At 51.6% G+C, this 20,915-nt stretch carries 17 protein-coding genes; 16 read left to right on the forward strand and 1 reads right to left on the reverse strand.

The features are described 5' to 3' along the window. Nucleotides 1-140 precede the first annotated feature (140 nt). The 16 genes from JU82_RS10485 to JU82_RS10560 are packed head-to-tail and all read left to right on the forward strand — an operon-like array spanning nucleotide 141 to nucleotide 19,955. Nucleotides 141-530, forward strand: coding sequence for an NAD(P)H-quinone oxidoreductase subunit 3 (locus JU82_RS10485; protein WP_037950377.1), 390 nt, complete (start codon nucleotides 141-143; stop codon nucleotides 528-530). Then, nucleotides 512-1,021, forward strand: coding sequence for an NADH-quinone oxidoreductase subunit B family protein (locus JU82_RS10490; RefSeq protein ID WP_037950381.1), 510 nt, complete (start codon nucleotides 512-514; stop codon nucleotides 1,019-1,021). The genes JU82_RS10485 and JU82_RS10490 overlap by 19 nt, the downstream gene beginning before the upstream one ends. Continuing rightward, nucleotides 1,021-1,827, forward strand: coding sequence for an NADH-quinone oxidoreductase subunit C (locus JU82_RS10495; protein ID WP_037950384.1), 807 nt, complete (start codon nucleotides 1,021-1,023; stop codon nucleotides 1,825-1,827). The genes JU82_RS10490 and JU82_RS10495 overlap by 1 nt, the downstream gene beginning before the upstream one ends. 9 nt (nucleotides 1,828-1,836) lie before the next feature. After that, nucleotides 1,837-3,063, forward strand: coding sequence for an NADH dehydrogenase (quinone) subunit D (gene nuoD / locus JU82_RS10500; protein ID WP_037950387.1), 1,227 nt, complete (start codon nucleotides 1,837-1,839; stop codon nucleotides 3,061-3,063). A 14-nt stretch (nucleotides 3,064-3,077) separates the two neighbouring features. Beyond that, a complete protein-coding gene (locus tag JU82_RS10505) occupies nucleotides 3,078-3,302 on the forward strand; it encodes an NADH-ubiquinone oxidoreductase subunit E family protein (protein WP_037950391.1) in 225 nt (74 codons plus the stop codon). A gap of 9 nt (nucleotides 3,303-3,311) precedes the next feature. Next, a complete protein-coding gene (locus tag JU82_RS10510; protein ID WP_037950394.1) occupies nucleotides 3,312-5,348 on the forward strand; it encodes an FAD-dependent oxidoreductase in 2,037 nt (678 codons plus the stop codon). A 10-nt stretch (nucleotides 5,349-5,358) separates the two neighbouring features. Further along, nucleotides 5,359-7,614 carry a 2Fe-2S iron-sulfur cluster-binding protein gene (locus JU82_RS10515; RefSeq protein WP_037950397.1) on the forward strand — a complete coding sequence of 752 codons (2,256 nt, stop codon included), beginning with the start codon at nucleotides 5,359-5,361 and terminating at the stop codon, nucleotides 7,612-7,614. Next, nucleotides 7,611-10,097: an NADH-quinone oxidoreductase subunit G gene (locus tag JU82_RS10520; protein WP_037950400.1), complete on the forward strand. Its 2,487-nt coding sequence runs from the start codon at nucleotides 7,611-7,613 to the stop codon at nucleotides 10,095-10,097. Before JU82_RS10515 ends, JU82_RS10520 begins: the two co-directional genes overlap by 4 nt. Before the next feature lie 3 nt (nucleotides 10,098-10,100). Then, on the forward strand, nucleotides 10,101-11,090 hold the full coding sequence (nuoH, locus tag JU82_RS10525) for an NADH-quinone oxidoreductase subunit NuoH (protein WP_037950403.1): 990 nt from the start codon (nucleotides 10,101-10,103) through the stop codon (nucleotides 11,088-11,090). A gap of 13 nt (nucleotides 11,091-11,103) precedes the next feature. Continuing rightward, the gene (gene nuoI, locus JU82_RS10530) at nucleotides 11,104-11,727 is read left to right on the forward strand and encodes an NADH-quinone oxidoreductase subunit NuoI (RefSeq protein WP_037950406.1); all 624 of its coding nucleotides are present in this window, start codon (nucleotides 11,104-11,106) and stop codon (nucleotides 11,725-11,727) included. Between the two features lie 11 nt (nucleotides 11,728-11,738). Beyond that, nucleotides 11,739-12,323 (forward strand): NADH-quinone oxidoreductase subunit J, encoded by a 585-nt coding sequence (locus JU82_RS10535; RefSeq protein WP_037950408.1) that lies wholly within the window; start codon nucleotides 11,739-11,741, stop codon nucleotides 12,321-12,323. Then, the gene (gene nuoK / locus JU82_RS10540) at nucleotides 12,323-12,628 is read left to right on the forward strand and encodes an NADH-quinone oxidoreductase subunit NuoK (RefSeq protein ID WP_294892854.1); all 306 of its coding nucleotides are present in this window, start codon (nucleotides 12,323-12,325) and stop codon (nucleotides 12,626-12,628) included. The genes JU82_RS10535 and nuoK overlap by 1 nt, the downstream gene beginning before the upstream one ends. Before the next feature lie 3 nt (nucleotides 12,629-12,631). After that, nucleotides 12,632-14,518 (forward strand): NADH-quinone oxidoreductase subunit L, encoded by a 1,887-nt coding sequence (gene nuoL / locus JU82_RS10545; RefSeq protein WP_037950414.1) that lies wholly within the window; start codon nucleotides 12,632-12,634, stop codon nucleotides 14,516-14,518. A 9-nt stretch (nucleotides 14,519-14,527) separates the two neighbouring features. Then, on the forward strand, nucleotides 14,528-16,075 hold the full coding sequence (locus tag JU82_RS10550) for an NADH-quinone oxidoreductase subunit M (RefSeq protein WP_037950417.1): 1,548 nt from the start codon (nucleotides 14,528-14,530) through the stop codon (nucleotides 16,073-16,075). Then, entirely contained in the window at nucleotides 16,075-17,580 is a 1,506-nt protein-coding gene (gene nuoN, locus JU82_RS10555; protein WP_037950419.1) for an NADH-quinone oxidoreductase subunit NuoN, read from the forward strand. The genes JU82_RS10550 and nuoN overlap by 1 nt, the downstream gene beginning before the upstream one ends. A 17-nt stretch (nucleotides 17,581-17,597) precedes the next feature. Continuing rightward, nucleotides 17,598-19,955, forward strand: a complete 2,358-nt coding sequence (locus JU82_RS10560; RefSeq protein ID WP_037950422.1) for a tetratricopeptide repeat protein — start codon at nucleotides 17,598-17,600, stop codon at nucleotides 19,953-19,955. On the opposite strand, the gene miaA is transcribed toward JU82_RS10560, so the two are convergent. Continuing rightward, entirely contained in the window at nucleotides 19,941-20,840 is a 900-nt protein-coding gene (gene miaA / locus JU82_RS10565; protein ID WP_037950469.1) for a tRNA (adenosine(37)-N6)-dimethylallyltransferase MiaA, read from the reverse strand. The two genes, JU82_RS10560 and miaA, sit on opposite strands and share 15 nt — an antisense overlap. Nucleotides 20,841-20,915: the final 75 nt, after the last annotated feature.

The raw sequence follows: 20,915 nt of genomic DNA on the forward strand, positions 1-20,915 counted from the left end.
CCCGAAAATATCGATTCGATAAGGGTTTGTTTAATCCTCTTTTTGTTATAGTGCAACAACTGTTTTTAGAGAAACCGTACTTTCAACGGCAGTTTCGGGCTGTTGACAAGTATGCCATCAACCACAAAAGGTCGGAATTAATGGAGCATTACAACGTCGCAAACCCTTATTTCGGGGTATTTGTACTGTTCGTGCTGACGTTCGGGGCATTTTACGCCACGACGGTTATCGCACGCCTTGCCAGCCGCGCTTTGGCGGCCAAAGACACGGAAAAGCTGAAACTTACGGTGTACGAATGCGGACCGGAGGTGACCAAACAGCCTAACCGTATTTCGACGCAGTTTTACCTGTTTGCGTTGTTATTTTTGCTGTTTGACGTGGAGATCGTGTTTATGTTCCCATGGGCAATTGATTTCAAACTCCTCGGCTGGTTCGGTTTTGCCGAGATGATGATGTTCATCCTGCTGCTGGCAATCGGATTTGTTTACGCTTGGAAGAAAGGGGCGCTCGAATGGCACAACATCAAGTAAATTATCTCAAAGACGGCGGTCTTCCCGTCGCATTGACCACCATTGACAAAGTCGTCAACTGGGGGCGTTCGAACTCACTGTGGGCATTGACCTACGGATTGGCATGCTGCGGTATCGAGATGATGGCTTCGGGTGCATCGCGCTACGATTTCGACCGTTTCGGGACGATTTTCCGTGCATCTCCGCGTCAGGCGGAGTTGATGATCGTGGCAGGGACGCTGACCAAAAAGCACGCCGAATTCATCCGCCGTCTGTACGACCAGATGACGGAACCCAAATGGGTTATTTCAATGGGTTCATGCGCCAACACCGGCGGTATGTTCAACACCTATGCGACAGTGCAGGGTGTGGACCGCGTTATCCCGGTCGACCTCTACCTGCCCGGCTGCGCTCCGCGCCCGGAAACGCTTCAATACGCGGTAATGCTGCTACAGCAAAAAATCCGCCGCGAAAGTGCGAATAAATCACAAAAACCAAAAAGGTTGATGTAATGAGAGCTTACACCCCTAAAGACGATGTACAGAAAAAACCCTATTACACCGACCGTTACTGGGTTGCTCCTCAAGTAGCCAAAAGCGATGTGAGCGAAGACGAAGTATTTGCCGCCGACCTTGAAGCGATCAAAGCTTCATTCGAAGTTCTGGATGCGTATATCCAAGTCGGTCAAATGGTTGTCGTGATCAATGCTACGGACAATTTCGGCGTAATCAAAATGTTGAAAAATGAACGTGAGTACAATCAGCTTTCCGAACTGAGCGCGATCGACTGGCTTGCCCAGGAAGGAAAATTCGAAGTATTCTATCAGATGCTTAGTATGTCCAAGCGCAAACGCCTCCGTATCAAATGCAAAATCGGCGAAAAAGAGTCGATCGAGAGCGTTGAGAAACTGTTCCGTTCCGCCGACTGGAGCGAGCGTGAGATGTACGACATGTTCGGGATCGTCATCAACAACCATCCGTACATGAAACGTATTTTGATGCCGGATGACTGGGAAGGCTATCCGCTTCGCAAAACCTACCCGCTTCAAGGGGACGAATTCGCTCAATGGTACGAAGTGGACAAAATCTTCGGAAAAGAAGCGCGTGAGATCATCGGGCCGGAAAACCGCGATCCTGCACGGGTCGACCGCTACGACACCGAGCGTTTTTCGCGCCTCGGACACGAAGTACCGCGCGGCACCGACATCACTCAGGGTGAGCCGGATACGCTCATTCAGTATCAAGAAGAAGGCGGCGCCTTTATGATCGAGAAATTCGACGCACAAAAAACCGTTACGATCTCCGATCGCGACCGTTAAGGATCAAGCATGCAACAATCTAATAGACTTAGACCTTTTTTCGAAAATATTACGTTTGACCGCGACGACAATGAGCTGATCCTCAACTTCGGTCCGCAGCATCCCTCTGCGCACGGACAGTTGCGTTTGATGCTGCATTTGCAGCAAGAACAGATCACCAAAGCCCATCCGGACATCGGGTATCTTCACCGCGGTATGGAAAAGATGGCGGAAAACATGATCTACAACGAGTTCATGCCGACGACCGACCGTATGGACTACATCGCGTCAAGCTCGAACAACTACGGATTTGCCCTTGCGGTAGAACGCCTCATCGGTCTTGAAGTACCGCGCCGTGCGAAAGTAATCCGTATGATGCTCCTTGAGACGAACCGTCTGATGTCGCACCTTTTCTGGCTCGCGACGACGGCTCTGGATATCGGGGCGATGACCGTGTTCCTGTTTGCGTTCCGCGAGCGCGAATATCTGATGGATTTGATCGAGGATTACTGCGGCGCGCGCTTGACGCACGCGGCGGTCCGCATCGGCGGTGTCCCGCTTGACTTGCCGGATAACTTTATCGCAGACCTGCGCAAGTTCCTTGACAAACTGCCGGAGAACATCAAAGACTACGAAGATCTTCTCGATACCAACCGTATCTGGAAAATGCGTATGGAAAACGTGGGTGTGATTTCCAAAGAGATGGCGCTCAGCTGGGGATGTTCGGGCGTTATGTTGCGTGCATCGGGCGTCGAGTGGGATATCCGCAAAGAAGAGCCGTACGAGCTTTACGACGAAGTGGAATTCAATGTTCCGGTTTCAGACAAAGGCGATAACTACGCGCGTTACAAACTTTACATGGCAGAGATGCGCGAGTCCGCGAAAATCCTGTATCAGGTGATCGACATGTATGAAGGGACCGGCCCTGAGTTGATGGCCCATGCGCCGCAGTACATTTCGGCTCCTAAAATCGACATCATGACCCAAAACTACTCGTTGATGCAGCACTTTGTCCTCGTGACGCAGGGGATGCGTCCGCCGGTCGGTGAAGTGTATGTCGCGACCGAGTCTCCGAAAGGGGAACTGGGGTATTTCATCAATTCCCAAGGCGGAGCCTATCCGTACCGTCTTAAACTCCGCGCGCCGTCTTTCTGGCATACGGGTATTTTGACCGATCTGCTGCCGGGACACTATATCCCTGACGTTGTATCAATCATCGGGACGACCAATATCGTCTTCGGTGAAGTAGACCGCTAATAGAGGAGCATGCAGTGAAACGCTACGATTTGCGTCACCTCAAAGGTGACTTTTACGACCGCATGGGTTCTATCCTTAAAACGGAAGCACAAAGCGGCGAAGTGATCATTTTTTTGTTTGAGATCGGCGATTTTTCTCCGATTCAAAAGTCGGCCGATTTGGTTAAAGAACTCGGATGCGAGCTGATGAACTCTCTGAAGTTCAACGAAGCCGACTGGACCATTGTGGTCAAAAAATAAGGAACCGTTGTGAGTAAAGTCTATTTCTCCACGTGGCGCGGTGAGCAGATCAACAACATCGGCAAAGCCGATGAAGAGTGGGAAAAATCTGCGTATAACCTCCCGTTGGAATACAACGAGCATGCCTCTTCGAAAGCCTTTATCGGCTGGGACGGCGTAGCGCTTTTCAGCCCGGATGTGGATGTGGTACGTTTGGCGACGGAGTACGCCGCGCAGTATCAGGTCTATTCCGAGGCATGCGGCCGCTGTGCTCCGGGGCGTTGGGGCGGACGGATCCTGTATGATCTGCTCGACAAAATCGCTCGCGGCGAAGGTGCTCTTTCGGACATGGAGCATCTCAAAGAGGTCTCTAAAACGATGCAGGAAACCTCCAAATGCGAGATCGGCAAAACCGTTCCGAACCCTCTGCTGGATCTGATGAATCACTTCGAGTCGGAATTTATGGCGTGCATCGAAGGACAAAAACCTTCCAAGCATTACCATATGCACGATACGAATTACATCGCTAAAATCACCGCTCCGTGCATGGACGCCTGTCCGGCGCATGTTGACATCCCCGCCTACATCGAGGGTGTGCGCGATTTGCGTTTTGACGATTCGCTGATGGCGACGCGCCAGACGATGCCTCTGGCCCACACGTGCGGCCGTGTATGTCCGCATCCGTGCGAGACCGAATGCCGCCGTACGAATCTGGACGAGGCGATCTCTATCATGGAGCTCAAACGTCTGGGTGCCGATTACGAGACCGATCACGGATTCGGATTTTTCCACCCTGCGCAGAAGAAGCCCTCTATCGGCAAAAAAGTGGCGGTGATCGGCGCGGGCCCTGCGGGTCTTACGGGAGCGTATTATCTGGCGCTTGAAGGTGTCGACGTCGACGTGTACGAAGAGCTTCCGGTCCTCGGTGGAGAGGTGGCGGTCGGGGTTCCCGAATACCGCATGCCGATCGACAAGTACAATCAGGACATCGAAGCGGTCCGTGATCTTGGGGTAAACTTCATCACCAATACGAAAGTCACCGCCGACATGATGCGTCAGTTTGAAAACGATTATGACGCGGTCCTCGTCGCTACCGGAACGCGTATTTCGAAAAAAGTCTATTGTGACAACGAACGTCCCGAGATTCAGGGATACTGGGGAGCCATCGACTTTTTGGACAAAGTGAACCTGCAGGTCAAATACGACATCATGGTTCCCGAAGCGGACCAGAAGCGGCACATGCTTCCGGCCAATTTCGTCGACCTGAGCGGCAAAACGCTTGCGTGCGTCGGGGGCGGGTTTACCTCGATGGACGTTGTCCGCTGCGCAATCCGTGCCGGTGCGAAAAAAGTGATCATGCTGTACCGCCGCGACGAAGCGACGATCATCAAAAACACGACGTACGAAGAGTATCACGAAGCGGTCGAAGAAGGGGTCGAGTTTATTTTCCACTCCGCAGTCGCCAAAATGAACGACGAAAACGACGTTCTCAAATCGTTGACGGTGGACCGTTTCGAACTCGTTCCAGACCCGAACGGCGGACGCCCGACGCTTGAGAAGATCGATGGGGCATCTTTTGATATCGACGTCGATTACCTGATTCCGGCCGTATCTCAGAGCGCCGATCTCAAACTCCTCCCCGAAGAGTGGGAGATCGAGCGCACCTCATGGGCGACGATCAAAACCAACGGCAAGGACTACATGACCTCTCGCAAAGGGATCTTTGCGGCGGGCGACTGCGAATACGGCCCGATGACGATCGTCAACGCCGTCGGTCAGGCCAAACGGGCCGCATCGGTGATGGCCCGCTATGTCCAGAGCGGCGAGATCACGCTGAGCGACGATGAGATTATGGAAGACCACCTGCGCAAGCTCAAAGTCTATGATAAGAAAGAGAAAATCAAAGGGTGGCTTCCGGGCCTTCCTAGAGCGCACAGCGAAGTGCTCACCGTGGATGAGCGCAAAGACAACAACCGTGAAGTCAAATACGGCTTTACGCAGGAAGAGGCGTTAGCCGAAGCGGAGCGCTGCATGCGCTGTTATTACATCGCGATGGTCGCGCACTAAGGAGGGATGGATGATCAATTTTACGATTAACGGCCAGCCCGTCACCGCGCAAAAAGGGGAGACGATTCTCCAAGCGGCCCGCAAAGCGGGTTTTTACATCCCGACGATGTGTTATCTCGAAAAAACGACCCCGTGTGCATCCTGCCGTCTGTGTGTTGTCGAGACCGACAAAACCGACGGATTCATCCTCAGTTGTCAGACCCCACCTACCGAAGGGCTCTCTGTCACGATCGATTCGGAAAACCTCAAGGCAGAGCGGACGAACATCATGCGTCTCTATGACGTCAATCATCCGTTGGAATGCGGCGTGTGCGACAAGTCGGGGGCGTGCGACCTTCAGAACAAGACACTCGAATTCGGGGTTTCGGCGCAGCATTTCAGTGCCAAGGAACAGCACCGCACAATCGAGCATTGGGGATTGATCAATTACGATCCTTCCTTGTGCATCCTGTGCGAAAAATGCGTCCACGTCTGTAACGAGATCATCGGAGACGATGCCATCGAATTGCAGTTCGGAGGATACAAATCCTCCGTCGTGCCGAAAAACAGCGAGAAACTCGATTGTACGTTCTGCGGCGAATGTATCGCTGTCTGTCCGGTCGGAGCGCTCGTGAGTTCGGATTTCCAGTACAGTGCCAACGCGTGGGAACTGACCCAGATTCCTGCGACGTGTGCGCACTGTTCGGCGGGATGTTCGCTGGTATACGAAGTGCGCCATACGTCAAACGCACTCGGCGCCAAACCGAAGATTTACCGTGTGACCAACGACTTTGAACACGCAACCTTGTGCGGTGCGGGACGGTTCGGTTTTGACTTCGGCAGCGAGGGGGCCAAAGACGAAGCGGAGCTTGCCCGCGCCGTCGATGCGATCCAAGAGCACAAGGCGATCCGCTTCAGCTCGCTGATCACCAACGAAGAAGCCTATATCCTCCAAAAGCTCAAAGAGAGTGCGGGAATCAAGCTGTACAACGAAGAAGCCAGAGCCTATCAGGATTTCATGAAAGCCTACGGCTCGATCAGCGGCAAAAAAAGCACGGGCGGAAGTATCGACGCGGTAGCGAAAAGCGACGGTGTCATCGTATTCGGCGGAAGAATCGCGACGGACAATCCGGCGCTCCGCTACGCGATGACGACGGCTGCGCGCCACAACGGGGCGAAAGTCGTCTACATGCATCCGCTTGAAGACGCACTGCTGCAAAACGTCGTGACACAGTACGTCAAATACGAAGTCGGAACCGAAGAGGGCGTTGCGGCGATGCTCGCCAAAACGTTGCTGAAAGAGGCCGATGTCAGCGAAGAGACACGCCGTTATTTTGACGACCTTGACGAAGGGTACTTGTGCGCCGAAAGCAATGTCGGAGACGAAGAGTTTGAGCGGATCTCGAAAACTTTTGCACGCACCAAACGCAAAACATTGATCATCGGAAGCGATCTGCTAAGTCACGGGCGTGCGCAAAATATCGCGAGATTGTGCGCCATGATCGAAGCGTATACCGATTTTTCGGTTGTTGTTGCGGCACCGAGCGTCAATACCGTCGGTGTGTCGCTCATCTGCGATCTTGATGCGGACGGCGCGAATGTGAAAGCGGTCGGATACAACGCGCACGGCGTCTACACGATGGGCTCATTCGGCAACGTACAGCTTCGGCTGCCGGCGCTGAATTCTCAGGAAGGGACGTTCGTCAGCATCAACCATCAGGTACTTCCGACCAACGTCGCGGTCGCGTTTGAAGGGTATACCTTGAACGATGTTGCTTCGCGTCTTGGCGTAAGCAGCGCCAACACGATCGATTACACCGCGCAGCTGCCGGTATCGAGCGGATTCAGCGGAAGCGAGTTCGACGCGCTGGGGAACTTTTACGGACCGCTGGGCGAAGACAGACGGGGGTATGTCCTTGAAAACGTCGATGTCGAAGCCGACGGAGAGCTTGAAGAGGTGGAAGATCTGCCGGAGTTCAACGGTACGGTCGTGTACCGCTGCAATCCGGTGAATCAGTTCAATGCGTATACGGCGCAAAGCCGACAGCTCGAAAAAGATACAGCTTTGCGCGGTTCGGCTCAATTTGCGGCTGCCGCAAAAATTGCGAACGGTGATAAAATTCGCGTTGAGTTCGGCTCGGGAAGCGAAGAGCGTATGTTCGTACTCGACGGCGAGATGAAAGGGACCGTGGCGCTGGTGCCCTCGTATGACGGGGCGTACGGTGCGGCGAACGATCGTTATCGGTTCGAAAAGGTAAAAATTTCGAGGGTGGGGAGTGAAGTATGAGTGACATAACGATTACCATAGACGGCCGCACGGTTCAGACGCAAGAGGGCGAATACATCCTCAATGCGGCGCGTGCGAATGGTATTTTTATTCCGGCAATCTGTTATTTGACGCGATGTTCGCCGACGCTGGCGTGCCGTATCTGTCTGGTCGAAGCCGACGGCAAACAGGTCTATGCGTGTAATGCCAAAGCCAAAGAGGGGATGAACATTACGACGACGACCCCCAATATCGAAGCGGAACGCCGCGCGATCATGGAAGTGTACGACGTTAACCACCCGCTTGAGTGCGGCGTGTGCGACCAGTCGGGCGAATGCGAGCTTCAGAACTACACACTCGAAATCGGTGTCGATTCTCAGACCTATTCCATTGCCGATACGCACAAACCGGCGCAGGACTGGGGCTTTATCCATTACGATCCGGCATTGTGTATCATGTGTGAGCGTTGTATCACCGTCTGTAAAGACATGATCGGGGACGCTGCCCTCTCGACCGTGGCACGTGGCAGCGAGGGGATCGATGCCGCGTTCAAAGAGTCGATGCCCAAAGACGCCTATGCGATGTGGAACAAGCTGAACAAATCGCTTATTGCCCCGAACGGCGGCGATACCCTCGACTGTACCGACTGCGGTGAATGTTCGGCGGTATGTCCGGTCGGAGCATTGGTCAGTTCGGATTATCAGTACACTTCAAACGCATGGGAACACAAACAGATCCCGGCGACGTGCGCTCATTGTTCGGCGGGATGCCAGCTCAGTTATGACATCAAACATACGAGCATAGCCGATACCGACGAGAAAATCTATCGCGTCAAAAACGAATGGAACTACGTCTCCTTGTGCGGTGCGGGACGCTACGGATACGATTTCGAAAACCGCGTTGCCGCCAAAGACGTACACGCATTTGATGCGGCGGTAGCGGCATTCAAAAAAGCCGATACGATTGCGTTTACCTCGACGATCACCAACGAAGAGGCACTGATCCTTCAAAAGCTGAAAGAAAAATACGGCTACCGCCTGATCAACGAAGAGGCGCGAGTGTTCAAAAATTTCCTTGCGTCGTACGCTTCGATCAGCGGAAAATCGCTTTACGGCGGGGATTTGAAACAGGTGCACGAAGCCGATTTTGTCGTCTCAATCGGAAGTGCGCTCAAAACCGACAACCCGAATGCCCGTTTCGCGATGAACAACGCGCTCTCCATGAACAAAGGTGCCGGGCTCTATTTCCATCCGATCCTCGATCCGGTTATTCAGGAAATGTCGAAGAACGTCACGCAGATCGCGCACGCTCCGATGATGGAAGAGGCGGCACTGTACCTGATGCTCGATCTTTTCGGGGACAAAGCCTCCATGCCTTCGGATATCGTTTCGTATCTGGCGGGCTTTCATTCGACCAAAACCGTCACCGTCGATGAGATGGTGGATGAAAAAGTGACCGAGACGGTCGTGAAAAAAGTCCTCAACGAAGAGACCGGGATCGAAGAAGAAGTCAGCGAAGAAGTGACGAAGACGGTCAAGAAAAAAGTCTCCAAAGAGGTCGAAATCGACGACAACGCTTTGTTTGCGCTACTGAACGCAGGTGACAAATTCGCCGAAACGCTGGAAAAATATCTGGCGAAAAAAGAGACGTTCGCGCTGATGGTAGGGCCGGATCTGTATACCCACACTAACAGTGCGAACTGCGCCCGTCTGGTTGCGCTGATCGAAAAATACACTCCGTTCAGCGTGACGATGATTCCGAACCTCTCAAACACTCTTGGGGTTGCGATGATCTGTGATCTGGACAGTGAACGCGGAAGCTATTGTGTCGGTTACAACGTAGCAGGCGATTTCACCCTCAGCGCTTTGGGCAACGGCGATCTGGATATGCCGGCCCTGAACCAGCAAGAGGGGACCCTTACGGGCATCGACAAGCGGGTCAATCCGACCAATGCGGCGCTTTCGTACGGCGGATATGTCCTGAACGATATCGCCAACGCACTGGGGCTGAATACCAAATATACGGTCGAATACACGAAGCAGCTTCCGGCATCGGCGGGATTCAAAGCGCTTGAATTCGACGCGCTCCCCAACTACTACACCAACAGCGGTGAAGAGGTACGCGGGTATGTGATGGAGAACGTCGCGGTGCCGACAAGCGGCGATGAGAAAGTTGCCGCGTTCGATGCACGCTCGGCAATGGCGGGAAGCCTCGTCTATCTGGCCAATCCGGTGTTGCAGTTCTCGGCGTTCACCGCACGTGCGCATCAGCTGCAAAGGTCGGGCGGAGTGTACGTTTCCAAAGGGTATATGGAAGCGAACGGCTTGGGCGAAGGTGAGCGCGTTCGTGTCAAAACGGCACGCGGCGAGCTTGTCGTCAACGTTATTTGTGACGGTAAAATCGACGGAGATATCGCATATCTTCCGACATTCGATACGCAGATCAATTCCGAAGCACTGTTTGACGGTTACCGTTTTACGAGTGTATCAATTCAAAAGGTGTAAACAATGGATGCAGCATTCATTATCGAAACGATCGTAAAAATCGTTGTCATCATGTTGATTTTTTCCGCGCTCGCAGGGTTTGGAACCTATTTCGAGCGTAAGGTTCTGGCGTTTATGCAACGCCGCCTCGGGCCGATGCACGTCGGACCGTACGGATTGCTTCAGATTATGGCGGACGGGATCAAGCTTTTTACCAAGGAAGACATCGTTCCCCAGAACGTCGTCAAGCCGATTTTTAAAATCGCTCCGGTCATCACCGCGGCGACCGCTTTCATGGCGGCGGCGGCGATTCCGTTTTGGCCTCAGTTTACCGTTATGGGTTATACGGTCCATCCGATCGTTGCGGATATCAATGTCGGTATCCTCTACGTCCTTGGGGTCATGGCCATCGGTCTTTACGGACCGCTTCTTGGGGGTATGGCATCGGCGAACAAATGGTCGTTGATCTCGGCGGCTCGGAGTGCGGCGATTTTCATTTCCTATGAAGTCATTACGGGTCTATCCCTCCTTGCGCCGTTGATGATGGTCGGATCGTTGTCGCTGATCGATATCAACAACTACCAAGCCGGCGGCATTACGAACTGGATCGTCTGGTCGCAGCCGGTCGCGTTTATCCTTTTCTGGATCGCCGCGTTTGCCGAGACGGGACGTACGCCGTTTCACCTCGTGGCCAACGACCACGAGATCATCGACGGTTTCGGTACCGAGTATTCGGGTATGCGCTGGGGTCTGTTCTTTATCGGTGAATACGCCAATATGTTCTTCATCTCGTTTGTGATGGCGATCATCTTCCTGGGCGGTTTTGGTGACGGTACGATTGCGGGGGCGGTACAGCTGATCCTCAAAGTAGCGTTTTTCTTTTTCTTTTTCCTCTGGACACGTGCCGCATGGCCGGATGTCCGACCTGACCAGTTGATGTGGTTGTGTTGGAAAGTATTAATGCCGATCGCCGTGCTCAACGTTATCGTTACCGGCATCGTGATGATGTTCTAAGGGGGTACGTGTTATGCATCATGAAGAACCGTTTAAAGACCGTAATGTGAGCGAACAAAGCGCCTATTATTTCGTCGATATCGAAGCCTATCCCGAAAACGGATGGGATAAATTCAAACAGGTTGCCCGTCGTACGTTCAGCGGCGAACTGTTTGTCGGATTGTGGGTCGTACTGCGTGAGATGATCAAATTTGATATCCACACCGTGCAGTATCCGAAAGAGAAACTCCCGATCGGGCCGCGTTACCGTGCGGTTCATAAACTGTTGCGTTTGTGGGAATCGGGATACGAGCGCTGCATCGGGTGCGGGCTGTGCGAAAAAATCTGTATCTCCGATTGTATCCGCATGGACACGCGTATCGACGAGAACAGCCGCAAAGAGGTCACCGAGTACAGCATCAATCTCGGACGCTGCATCTTCTGCGGTTACTGTGCCGAAGTATGTCCTGAGTTGGCGATCGTTCACGGCCCGCGTTTCGAGAACGCTTCGGAACAGCGTGCCCATTTTGTCATCAAAGATGATATGTTGACCCCGCTGGATTTGCTCAAAGCAGGTGAACAGGCCGAATATCCGGGCTTCGGTGCGGTTATCCCGGGAAGCGATGCGTCGGTCAAAAAGACCCCGCTTGCGTATTAAGGAGTTTAGGTATGTTTGAAGCAATTGCTTTTTATCTGTTTGCGGCGTTGACGATTGTGATGTTTACGATCACCGTAATGACGTCTCAAGCGTTATACGCGTTGACGGCAATGGCGGCAGGGATGATTTTTATCTCGGCGTTTTTCTTTATTCTGGGAGCCGATTTTTTGGGTGCTATCCAGATCATCGTGTATACCGGTGCGGTAATGGCGCTGTATGCGTTCGGGATGATGTTCTTTGATACGACCCGCAATGTCGTGGAAAAACGGACCAATCCGCAAATCGTATTTATTCTTGGAACGTTGGCAGCCATTATGGTTGTTGCGATTGTCGTCGCTCCGATCGTTTCCAACAACATTCAAGCTCTTTATCCGATTCAGGAGGGGGTAGGTAACTCTCAAGCGGTGGGAATGGTATTGTTTACCAAATACCTCGTACCGTTTGAAGTAGCGGCGGTTATGCTGCTGGTTGCTATGATCGCGGGGATCGTCCTCGCCGGCAAGAAAATGGACAAATCGCTCACATTGATGGCCGAAGAAGAGATCGAGATGATGCATGCGTCTACTGAAACACACCAAGAGAGAGGGGAACACTGATGGAAATTACCCTTACCCATTATCTGGTTTTATCGGCGGTATTGTTTGCGATCGGTTTGATCGGGGTCATGCGTCGTAAAAACCTTTTATTGCTTTTTTTCGCTACCGAGATTTTGCTGAATGCGACCAACATCGCATTTGCGGCGATTTCCCACTATATCGGCGATTTGAGCGGACAAATGTTTGCGTTTTTCATTATCGCGATTGCGGCATCGGAAGTAGCGGTCGGTTTGGGACTGCTCATCGTGTGGTACAAACGTACCGGCAAGATCGATCTTGATCAAATGACTTCAATGCGAGGATAGTCTATGGAACTTTATTTATATATTGCACTCTTCGCTCCGCTGGCCGGGTCGCTTTTTGCGGCGCTGTTCGGCATGTCCCCGAAAACGAAATTGACGGGATATGTGGCGTCGGCTCTGTTGTTCGCTTCGTTTGTGAGCAGCGCTGTTTTATTGAACTACGTCATGAGCGGTCACACGGTTCATGTTGAACTGATGACATGGATGGCGACGGGAGATCTGTACATTCCGTTCGGATTTGTCGTCGATCAGGTAAGCGTCGTCATGATGATGGTTGTTACGATCGTTTCGACCGTTGTACACGTCTATTCGATCGGGTATATGGACCACGACAAAGGGTTCAACCGTTTCTTCTCATGGCTTTCGGCATTCGTGTTCTCGATGATGGTTCTCGTCATGAGCGACAACTTTGCGGGGCTTTTCATCGGATGGGAAGGGGTCGGTCTGTGTTCATGGGGACTCATCGGATTCTGGTACCAGAAAGAATCGGCAACCTGGGCGGCGAACGAAGCGTTCATTATGAACCGCATCGCCGACCTTGGGATGTTGATCGGTATTTTCCTGCTGTATTGGAATGTTGGATCGCTTCAGTACGATGTCGTATTTGCAGAGGTCGGCAACCTTCCGATCGCCGTGGTCACCTGGATCGGTATTTTCCTTTTCATCGGAGCGATGGGTAAATCGGCTCAGTTCCCGCTGCACACATGGCTTGCAGACGCGATGGAAGGTCCGACTCCTGTTTCGGCTCTGATCCACGCGGCAACGATGGTTACGGCCGGGGTTTATCTGGTCGTCCGTGCGAATCCGATTTATGATTTGATTCCGAATGTCGGCATCTTTATCGCCAGCCTCGGTGCGTTTGTCGCCCTTTTCGCGGCGTCTATGGCGCTGGTGAACCGCGATATGAAACGAATCATCGCGTATTCGACATTGTCGCAGCTGGGGTATATGTTTGTAGCCGCAGGCTTGGGAGCGTACTGGGTTGCGTTGTTCCACCTGATGGCGCACGCGTTTTTCAAAGCGCTGCTGTTCCTCGGTGCGGGTAACGTCATGCACGCGATGCACGACGAACTTGATCCGTTTAAAATGGGCGGATTGCGCAAAGTGATGAAAGGGACGTTCGTGATGATGACTCTTGCATCAGTTGCTTTGGCGGGTATCTATCCGTTTGCCGGATTCTTCTCAAAAGATTTGATTCTGGAAGTCGGATTCGTTGAACACCACTACGTCATTTACACCGTATTGTTACTGACGGCCGGTTTGACGGCATTCTATTCTTTCCGTCTGGTTGCTTTGATCTTCCACGGCGAAGAGCGCTACAAACTGTTCGGCATCCATCCGCATGAAGCGTATAAATTCATGCTGGTGGCTATGTCACCGCTGCTGGTTCTGGCAATCATCGCCGGGGCATTCAAAATGACCTATTATCAGCTGGTGATCAATCTGCTTCCCTCGACGCAGTACCACGTTCACAGTGAGATGACGTATTGGATCATGACGATCGGAACGCAGCTGTTTGTTATCGCGGCGATTGTGTTTGCGTACAAAAAATACGCCAACTGGAGCAGCGTTCCGGACGGAACGTCGAAAATGGAAAACCGTTTTTGCTACAAACTTTTGTGGAATCAGTATTACATTCCGAAGTTTTACGAAGAGGTTTTTTCGAAACCGTATTTGGAACTTTCCCGCATCGCATGGAAACAGATCGATCTTAAAATCGTTGATGCAACCGTCGATGCGATCGCGAACGCGATTTACAAAACGGGTGAGAATACACGCGATATTCAGGACGGGAACCTCTCCAGCATGCTACGCTGGATGGTTGTCGGTCTGGTCGTTTTACTGGCGCTTGCCGTTGCCTTCACCGTTGGTTACAACGCGGTCGGCGCTTAAGGAGTAATGATGATGGATCATATTTTATCGCTTTTGATTTTTTTCCCGGCATTGGCGGCAATGCTCGGGTTTGTTGTCCGACAAGACAGCATCCGCGCGTACGGTATCGCCGTAGCGGGGATCGAATTTTTCCTCTCGTTGTGGCTATGGTATGCGTACGATCCGATGGTTTCAGGGATGCAGTTCATGGAAGCGGCTCCTTTGATTCCGGCGTTCGGAATCAATTATTTGCTGGGTATTGACGGGATTTCCCTCTTTATTATTATTCTTTCGACGTTTTTCACGCTGATCGGTATTGCGTCTCTGACCGAAACGCGCCGCGTTAAAGACATGATTATCACTTTGTTGTTCCTTGAGATGACGATGGTGGGTGTGTTTGCGGCGCTGGATGCGATCGTGTTCTATGTGTTCTGGGAACTTTCTCTCGTTCCGATGCTCTATATTATCGGTGCATGGGGCGGACCGCTGCGTATTTATGCGTCGGTCAAGTTCTTCCTTTATACGTTTGCCGGATCGCTCGTCATGCTCGTCGGTATGCTCTTTATGGCGTACTTTTACTATCAAGCGACCGGGACATGGAGCTTTTCGATTCTGGAGTGGTATCGCCTGATTTTGCCGGAAAACTTCCAGATCTGGTTGTTTGTCGCGTTCTTCCTCGGATTCGCGATCAAGGTTCCTATGTTTCCGTTCCATACATGGCTTCCGTATGCGCACGGACAGGCTCCGACCATCGGTTCGGTGATCCTTGCGGCTATTTTGCTGAAAATGGGAACCTACGCGTTCGTCCGTTTTTCGCTTCCGCTTTTCCCGGATGCGTCGGTATTTTTCATGTTTCCGATCGCCATCATCGCGATTATCATGATCATCTATACGGCGATGGTGGCGTACGCGCAAGAAGACATCAAACAAGTCGTCGCCTACAGCTCGATTTCGCACATGGGGGTCATCATCCTCGGTACGTTCGCCCTGAACGTTGAAGGGGTGAGCGGTTCGGTCTTTTTGATGATCGCCCACGGGGTCGTTTCCGGCGCGCTGTTCCTTTTGGTCGGCGTGATTTATGATCGCCGTCATACGAAACTGATGAGCGAATTCGGCGGATTGGCATCGGTCATGCCGCGCTACGCAACAATTTTCGGGATCATGATGATGGCATCGGTAGGGCTTCCGTTGACGATCAACTTCGTCGGGGAATTTTTGAGTCTTCTCGGGTTCTATAAGCAATCGCATATGTTGACCCTCACCGCAGGGGTGGCGATTATCGTCGGCGCGATCTACATGCTTTCGGCGTACAAAAAAGCGTTTTTCGGTCAGGTGAGCAAAGAAGAGAACACAAAACTCAAAGACCTTAACAAAACCGAGCTGGTCGGACTCGTACCGCTGGTCATCGTCGCGATCTGGTTGGGAGTTTATCCCAAGCCGGTGCTGGAACCGATCAACAACAGCGTTGAATCGGTCATTCAGCTGATGCACGATAAAGCGCAAAGCGCTGAAGCCAAAGAGCGCATCCCGAACCTTTCTGAGTCCAACGGGATTATTTCAATGCAGGAGGCACACTAATGTTGGAGCCTGTCAATGTTTCACTGGCGTCGCTGAATCTGGCAACGCTGGCACCTATGCTCATCGCCATCGTCGGTGCGCTTTCGATGTTGGTGATCGATCTTGTCAAGGGGGGATTACACAAATCTCTCTATGTCATGGTCAGTTTGCTCTTTTTGCTCCTTGATTTGGGGGCTTTGGTCGATTTTGGCGGTGTCTTTCTGAAAAACGGGACGGTTCTTGGATTCTTTGACGTGATGCTGATGGACGGAATTGCCATTCTGTCGCAGATCATCATTGTTGCGGGTTCGATGCTTTTTATCCCGTTGGCGCTGACATCCAAGCGGTTCCATGAGTACAACTATCCTGAGTATTTTTCTCTGTTCCTGTTCATGATCGCGGGTTTTCAGTTCATGGTAGCAACGGACAACCTGATCCTCGTTTTTGTCGGTCTTGAAACGGCATCATTGGCGTTGTACACTCTTATCGCATTGCACAATCGCCGCAAATCGTTCGAAGCGGCGGTCAAATATTTTACAATGGGAGCATTGGCAGCCGGATTCTATGCTTTCGGTGCGATGATTTTGTATGCGATCAGCGGTTCGGTCGAGATCAACCAGATCGCGACGATACTCGCAGAAGATCATTACAGCAATATCGGCTACGTCCTGATCGCCGTCAGTTTCATGATTGCGGCGTTCGGTTTCAAACTCTCTATGGTTCCGTTTCATACGTGGACGCCGGACGTTTATGAAGGCTCGTCGGCGGCACTTGCCGGATACATGTCTATTGTCCCGAAAATTGCCGGATTCGTCGTGGCAATGCGCTTGTTTGAATTCCTCGTTCACAGCGGCGTCGTATGGCTGCAGGTGATCCTCTACATCGGAGTTGTCGTGACGATGACGGCGGCGAACATCTGGGCGCTGGTGCAGACCGACGTCAAACGGATGTTGGCGTATAGCTCGATTTCGCATGCGGGATTCGTCATGGCGGCGATTTTGATCGGTACGACACAGGCCAATACGGGGTTGTTCCTTTATTGGGCGCTGTTTAGTTTCACAAACCTCGGTGCCTTTACAATGCTGTGGGTGAATCGCCAGAAAAACCTGCTACCGGGGCAAAGCTCAGACCATCCGTATGAGAAATTTTCCGGTATGGTCAAAACAATGCCGATGGCGGCGATCATGATGGGTCTGTTTATGCTCTCGCTTGCGGGTATTCCGCCGTTCGGTCTGTTCTGGGGCAAAATATACATGATCGGCTCAGCCGTCAGCGCCGGCTATACGCTGTTGGCGCTCATCATGGCTCTAAACTCGGCGATTGCGGGATACTATTATCTTAAACTGATTGTCTTCATGTTTATGAAAGAGCCGATGGTCGGGTATGAGGGGTATTATCTGATGAACGCCTCTTTGTCGCTCAAAACAATCATCGGTGTTGCGGCGGTCGGAACGATATTCGCCGTTTTTGCCGTGAACCCGCTTTTGGAAGTCATTACATTATTCGTGTATAATAGCGGCTATTAATTCACAAAGGGGGCATGGTGCGATATTGGATAGTTCTATCCCTCTGTCTCCCCCTTTTTGCCATGGAGCTAACGCTCCAAAGCGGCAAAGAAGATTCTCAAACCTACAGTATTCTTCACCTGCAGCACACTGCACCGTTTGAATGCCGGGCAACGGACAATGAATTCGGTGAGACGAAGCGCATAGATTGCCGTTTCACACCGCTGGCTCCGCAAAAATTCTCTCCCATCGACAACGCGTATCTCAAAATAACGGGTACCGCAACGGCGGGCGGATATACCATTACGATCCTTCCCAAAAAGAAAATGAAGCTTTACCCTGTTTCGTTTGACCTGACCAAAGCATCGCAGACGTATGAAAGCGACGTCAAAACAGCGAAACAGTGGACCGTTTTGGGATATGCGCATACGCCACCGTTGGTTGCTGCTCCCGCACCGAAACCGACCGCTTTTAACTTCCCGGTCAAAATAGAAAAAAATATCGAACCCTACGTCGGCGGGCTTGACCTCAAAGGCAATCCGATCAAGATCGCGCGGGCGCAGGACGTGACCGACTACATGCAGATGAAAAAAGCGTACGAATCCAAAAACTATGACAAGGTTTTGGACCTGGCCGATTACACGCTGAAACACTATCCCAATACCGTGTTTAAAAACGAGCTGCTGCTGCATCAGATCCGAGCGTATCATGAAAAAGAAAACTATGAGCGGGTGATAGAAATCTCCAAACAGTTTTTGCGCGATTACTCCTCGGATCAGCAGGTTGCCGAAGTACTGGCCTATACGGCGAATGCCTACGGCAAAAACGGCCTTACTGCCGATGCCGATTACTTTTATGAGCGGTTGTTCAACGAACACGGCGACAGCCCGTATGCAGCGGTCGGGATGATTTACAAAGCCAAACAGCTGGAATTTTCCGGCTCGCCCAAAAGAGCCATGTATTATTACCAAAAAGCTTTGGAAACGAGCCCTGATGTAGAAGTGGCGTCCCAAGCGGCGTTCAAGCTGGCGCAGCTGGAGCTGGGAAGCGGAAATACGGAAAAAGCGGCGGAGTATGTCGATAAAGTCATCAAGGCCAATCCGAAATATTTGAGCAAAGTGCGCAGCGACGCAACGAATATGTCCGATACATTCGTTTATCGCAAAGATTTCAAAACGGGGATCAAAATCGCCGAAGCGTTGCTAAACAATACCGATAAAAAGAGTTCTTCACATGAAGTTTTGCTCAGAAACCTCGGATTGCGGCTGGCGCAGGCAGACCGAAAAACGGAAGCTATGAAGCGGCTGAACGAATACCTCAAAACCTATAAATACGGAGAGTATATCGAAGAGGTCCGCCGTGCGAAAGACGGCTTGTTTTTTGAAGAAGGCGAATCCAATACGACCGGCGAGATAAAAAAATACGATGATTTGATTTCACGTTACGGAAATGAAAGTGTCGGACGCAAAGCGCTTTATAAAAAAGCGCAGCTCCTGCTGAAAGAGAAAAAATACAAAGAAGTATTGGATATGGAGAACGAGCTCCATCGCCTTGACTCGGAAGAGTACCCCAAAACCAACGCCATCATTTCCCAAAGTGCGATAGGGCTCCAAAAGCAGTATCTAAAAGAGGGTAAATGCGTTGAAGCACAGACACTTCAGCGAATGTATAAGATCAAACTTCTCCCCCAATGGGACGGGCTGATGTTCGACTGTGCGATCAAGACGACCCAGTACGCTTCCGCCAAAAAGATCGCCCAGACCCACCTAAAAGCCAAATCGATTGCGGAAAGACAGGTGTGGCTGTCACGAATGGCCAAAACACAGTTCGGGCTAGGCGAGTACAAGCAGGCAATCAAAGCGGGAAATGAGCTGGTGAAACTTCTTGCAACGGAACCGAACCCACCGCTGAACGAGATTTATCGAGTCATGTACGACGCGTCGCAAAGACTCGGTAACAGCGAGGGGATGATCCGCTACATCAAAGCGGTTGAAACGGCATTTCCGGGCGATTTCAAGGATATCGAACGCTATACGCAGATGGTAAGCCTTGGACTAAAACAGAAGAATGAGGCAATGCTGCAGACGTATGCGCGCAAAGTCATGGTACTGCAGGGGCGTACCAAAACGTATACGCAAAGCCCGTATATCGAGTTTACATTGGCCCAGTCGCTTCAGAACATCGACAAAGACGCTGACGCGCTGGAGGTGCTCAAAACGCTCAACAATCGAAAGCTGAATGCGGAAAAACGCTCGCGCCAGCAGTATCTTATCGGTGCCGTCGCCCAAAAATTGGGACGCAAAGCTGAAGCGCGCGGTGCATTCAATGCCAGTATCAAAGCCGACAAAAATTCGGCATGGGGAAAACTGGCGAAAGATGCACTAGGGTTGTTGTAGAATCTTCGACGCGATCGTGAAGAGTTCGTCGGAACTTCCGCTTGATGCTAAAGCAAACTGGTTCGCATTGAATGTCTGCTGCCGTTTGGCCAGCTGTGCCGTATGGATGGTGATTAGCTCGCGCAGTTCTTCTTTGGAAATTTTGCCATCAAGATAGCCCAGCGTTTCGATGATCCCGATCGCCTTCATGCTGTTGGGAAACCTTCCGTACCGCCGCTCCAGCTCGGCGACTTCGTCGATCAATCCCGAAGCGATCATTTTTTCCGTTCTTAAGGCGATCCGTTGACGCAATACGTCACGCTCTATTTTAAGATCCAGCACGGGGCATTCGGCAATGACAGGTCGCGGAGGGTTCAGGGCAAACCACGTTGAAGGCGGGAGCATAGTTTGGAGATAGATCAGGAGCATCTTTTCGATTCTGTATGCATCGCCGGGGGTTATTTTTGCCATCGAAACCGGATCGATGCGGCTTAGAAATTCGTGCGTTTGGGAAAGGTCGAGTAACATCTCTTTGGCTTTTTGGAGTGTGTCGGAGGAAAAATCGGGGATGGGTGAGAGACCTTCGACCATGCTTTTGAGATAAAAGCTGCTGCCGCCGACGATGATGAGGTTTTTTCCCTGCTCGGTTGCCTGATGGCTCGCACGCCCGTATTCATCGATAAATGTTACCACGCTTGCGTTGGTCGCGGGAGAGAGGCGGTTAATGCCGAAGTGTTCGACAAGGCAAAGTTCCTCTTTGGACGGTTTGGCGGATGCGATATCGATCTCTTGATAGATACTGAGCGAATCGATCGATAAAATGAGGGCATTGCAATTTTGAGCGAGGGTGAGGGCCAGATCGCTTTTTCCCGATGCGGTGGAACCGATAATTGCCAACTGTTTCATAAATGCAATTATACCCATACTCGGGGAACCTGAAACGATGTAGCGTCAAAGATATTTTACGATAAAATAAAACCA

The sequence above is a fragment of the Sulfuricurvum sp. MLSB genome (assembly GCF_000747095.1).
Classification (GTDB): domain Bacteria; phylum Campylobacterota; class Campylobacteria; order Campylobacterales; family Sulfurimonadaceae; genus Sulfuricurvum.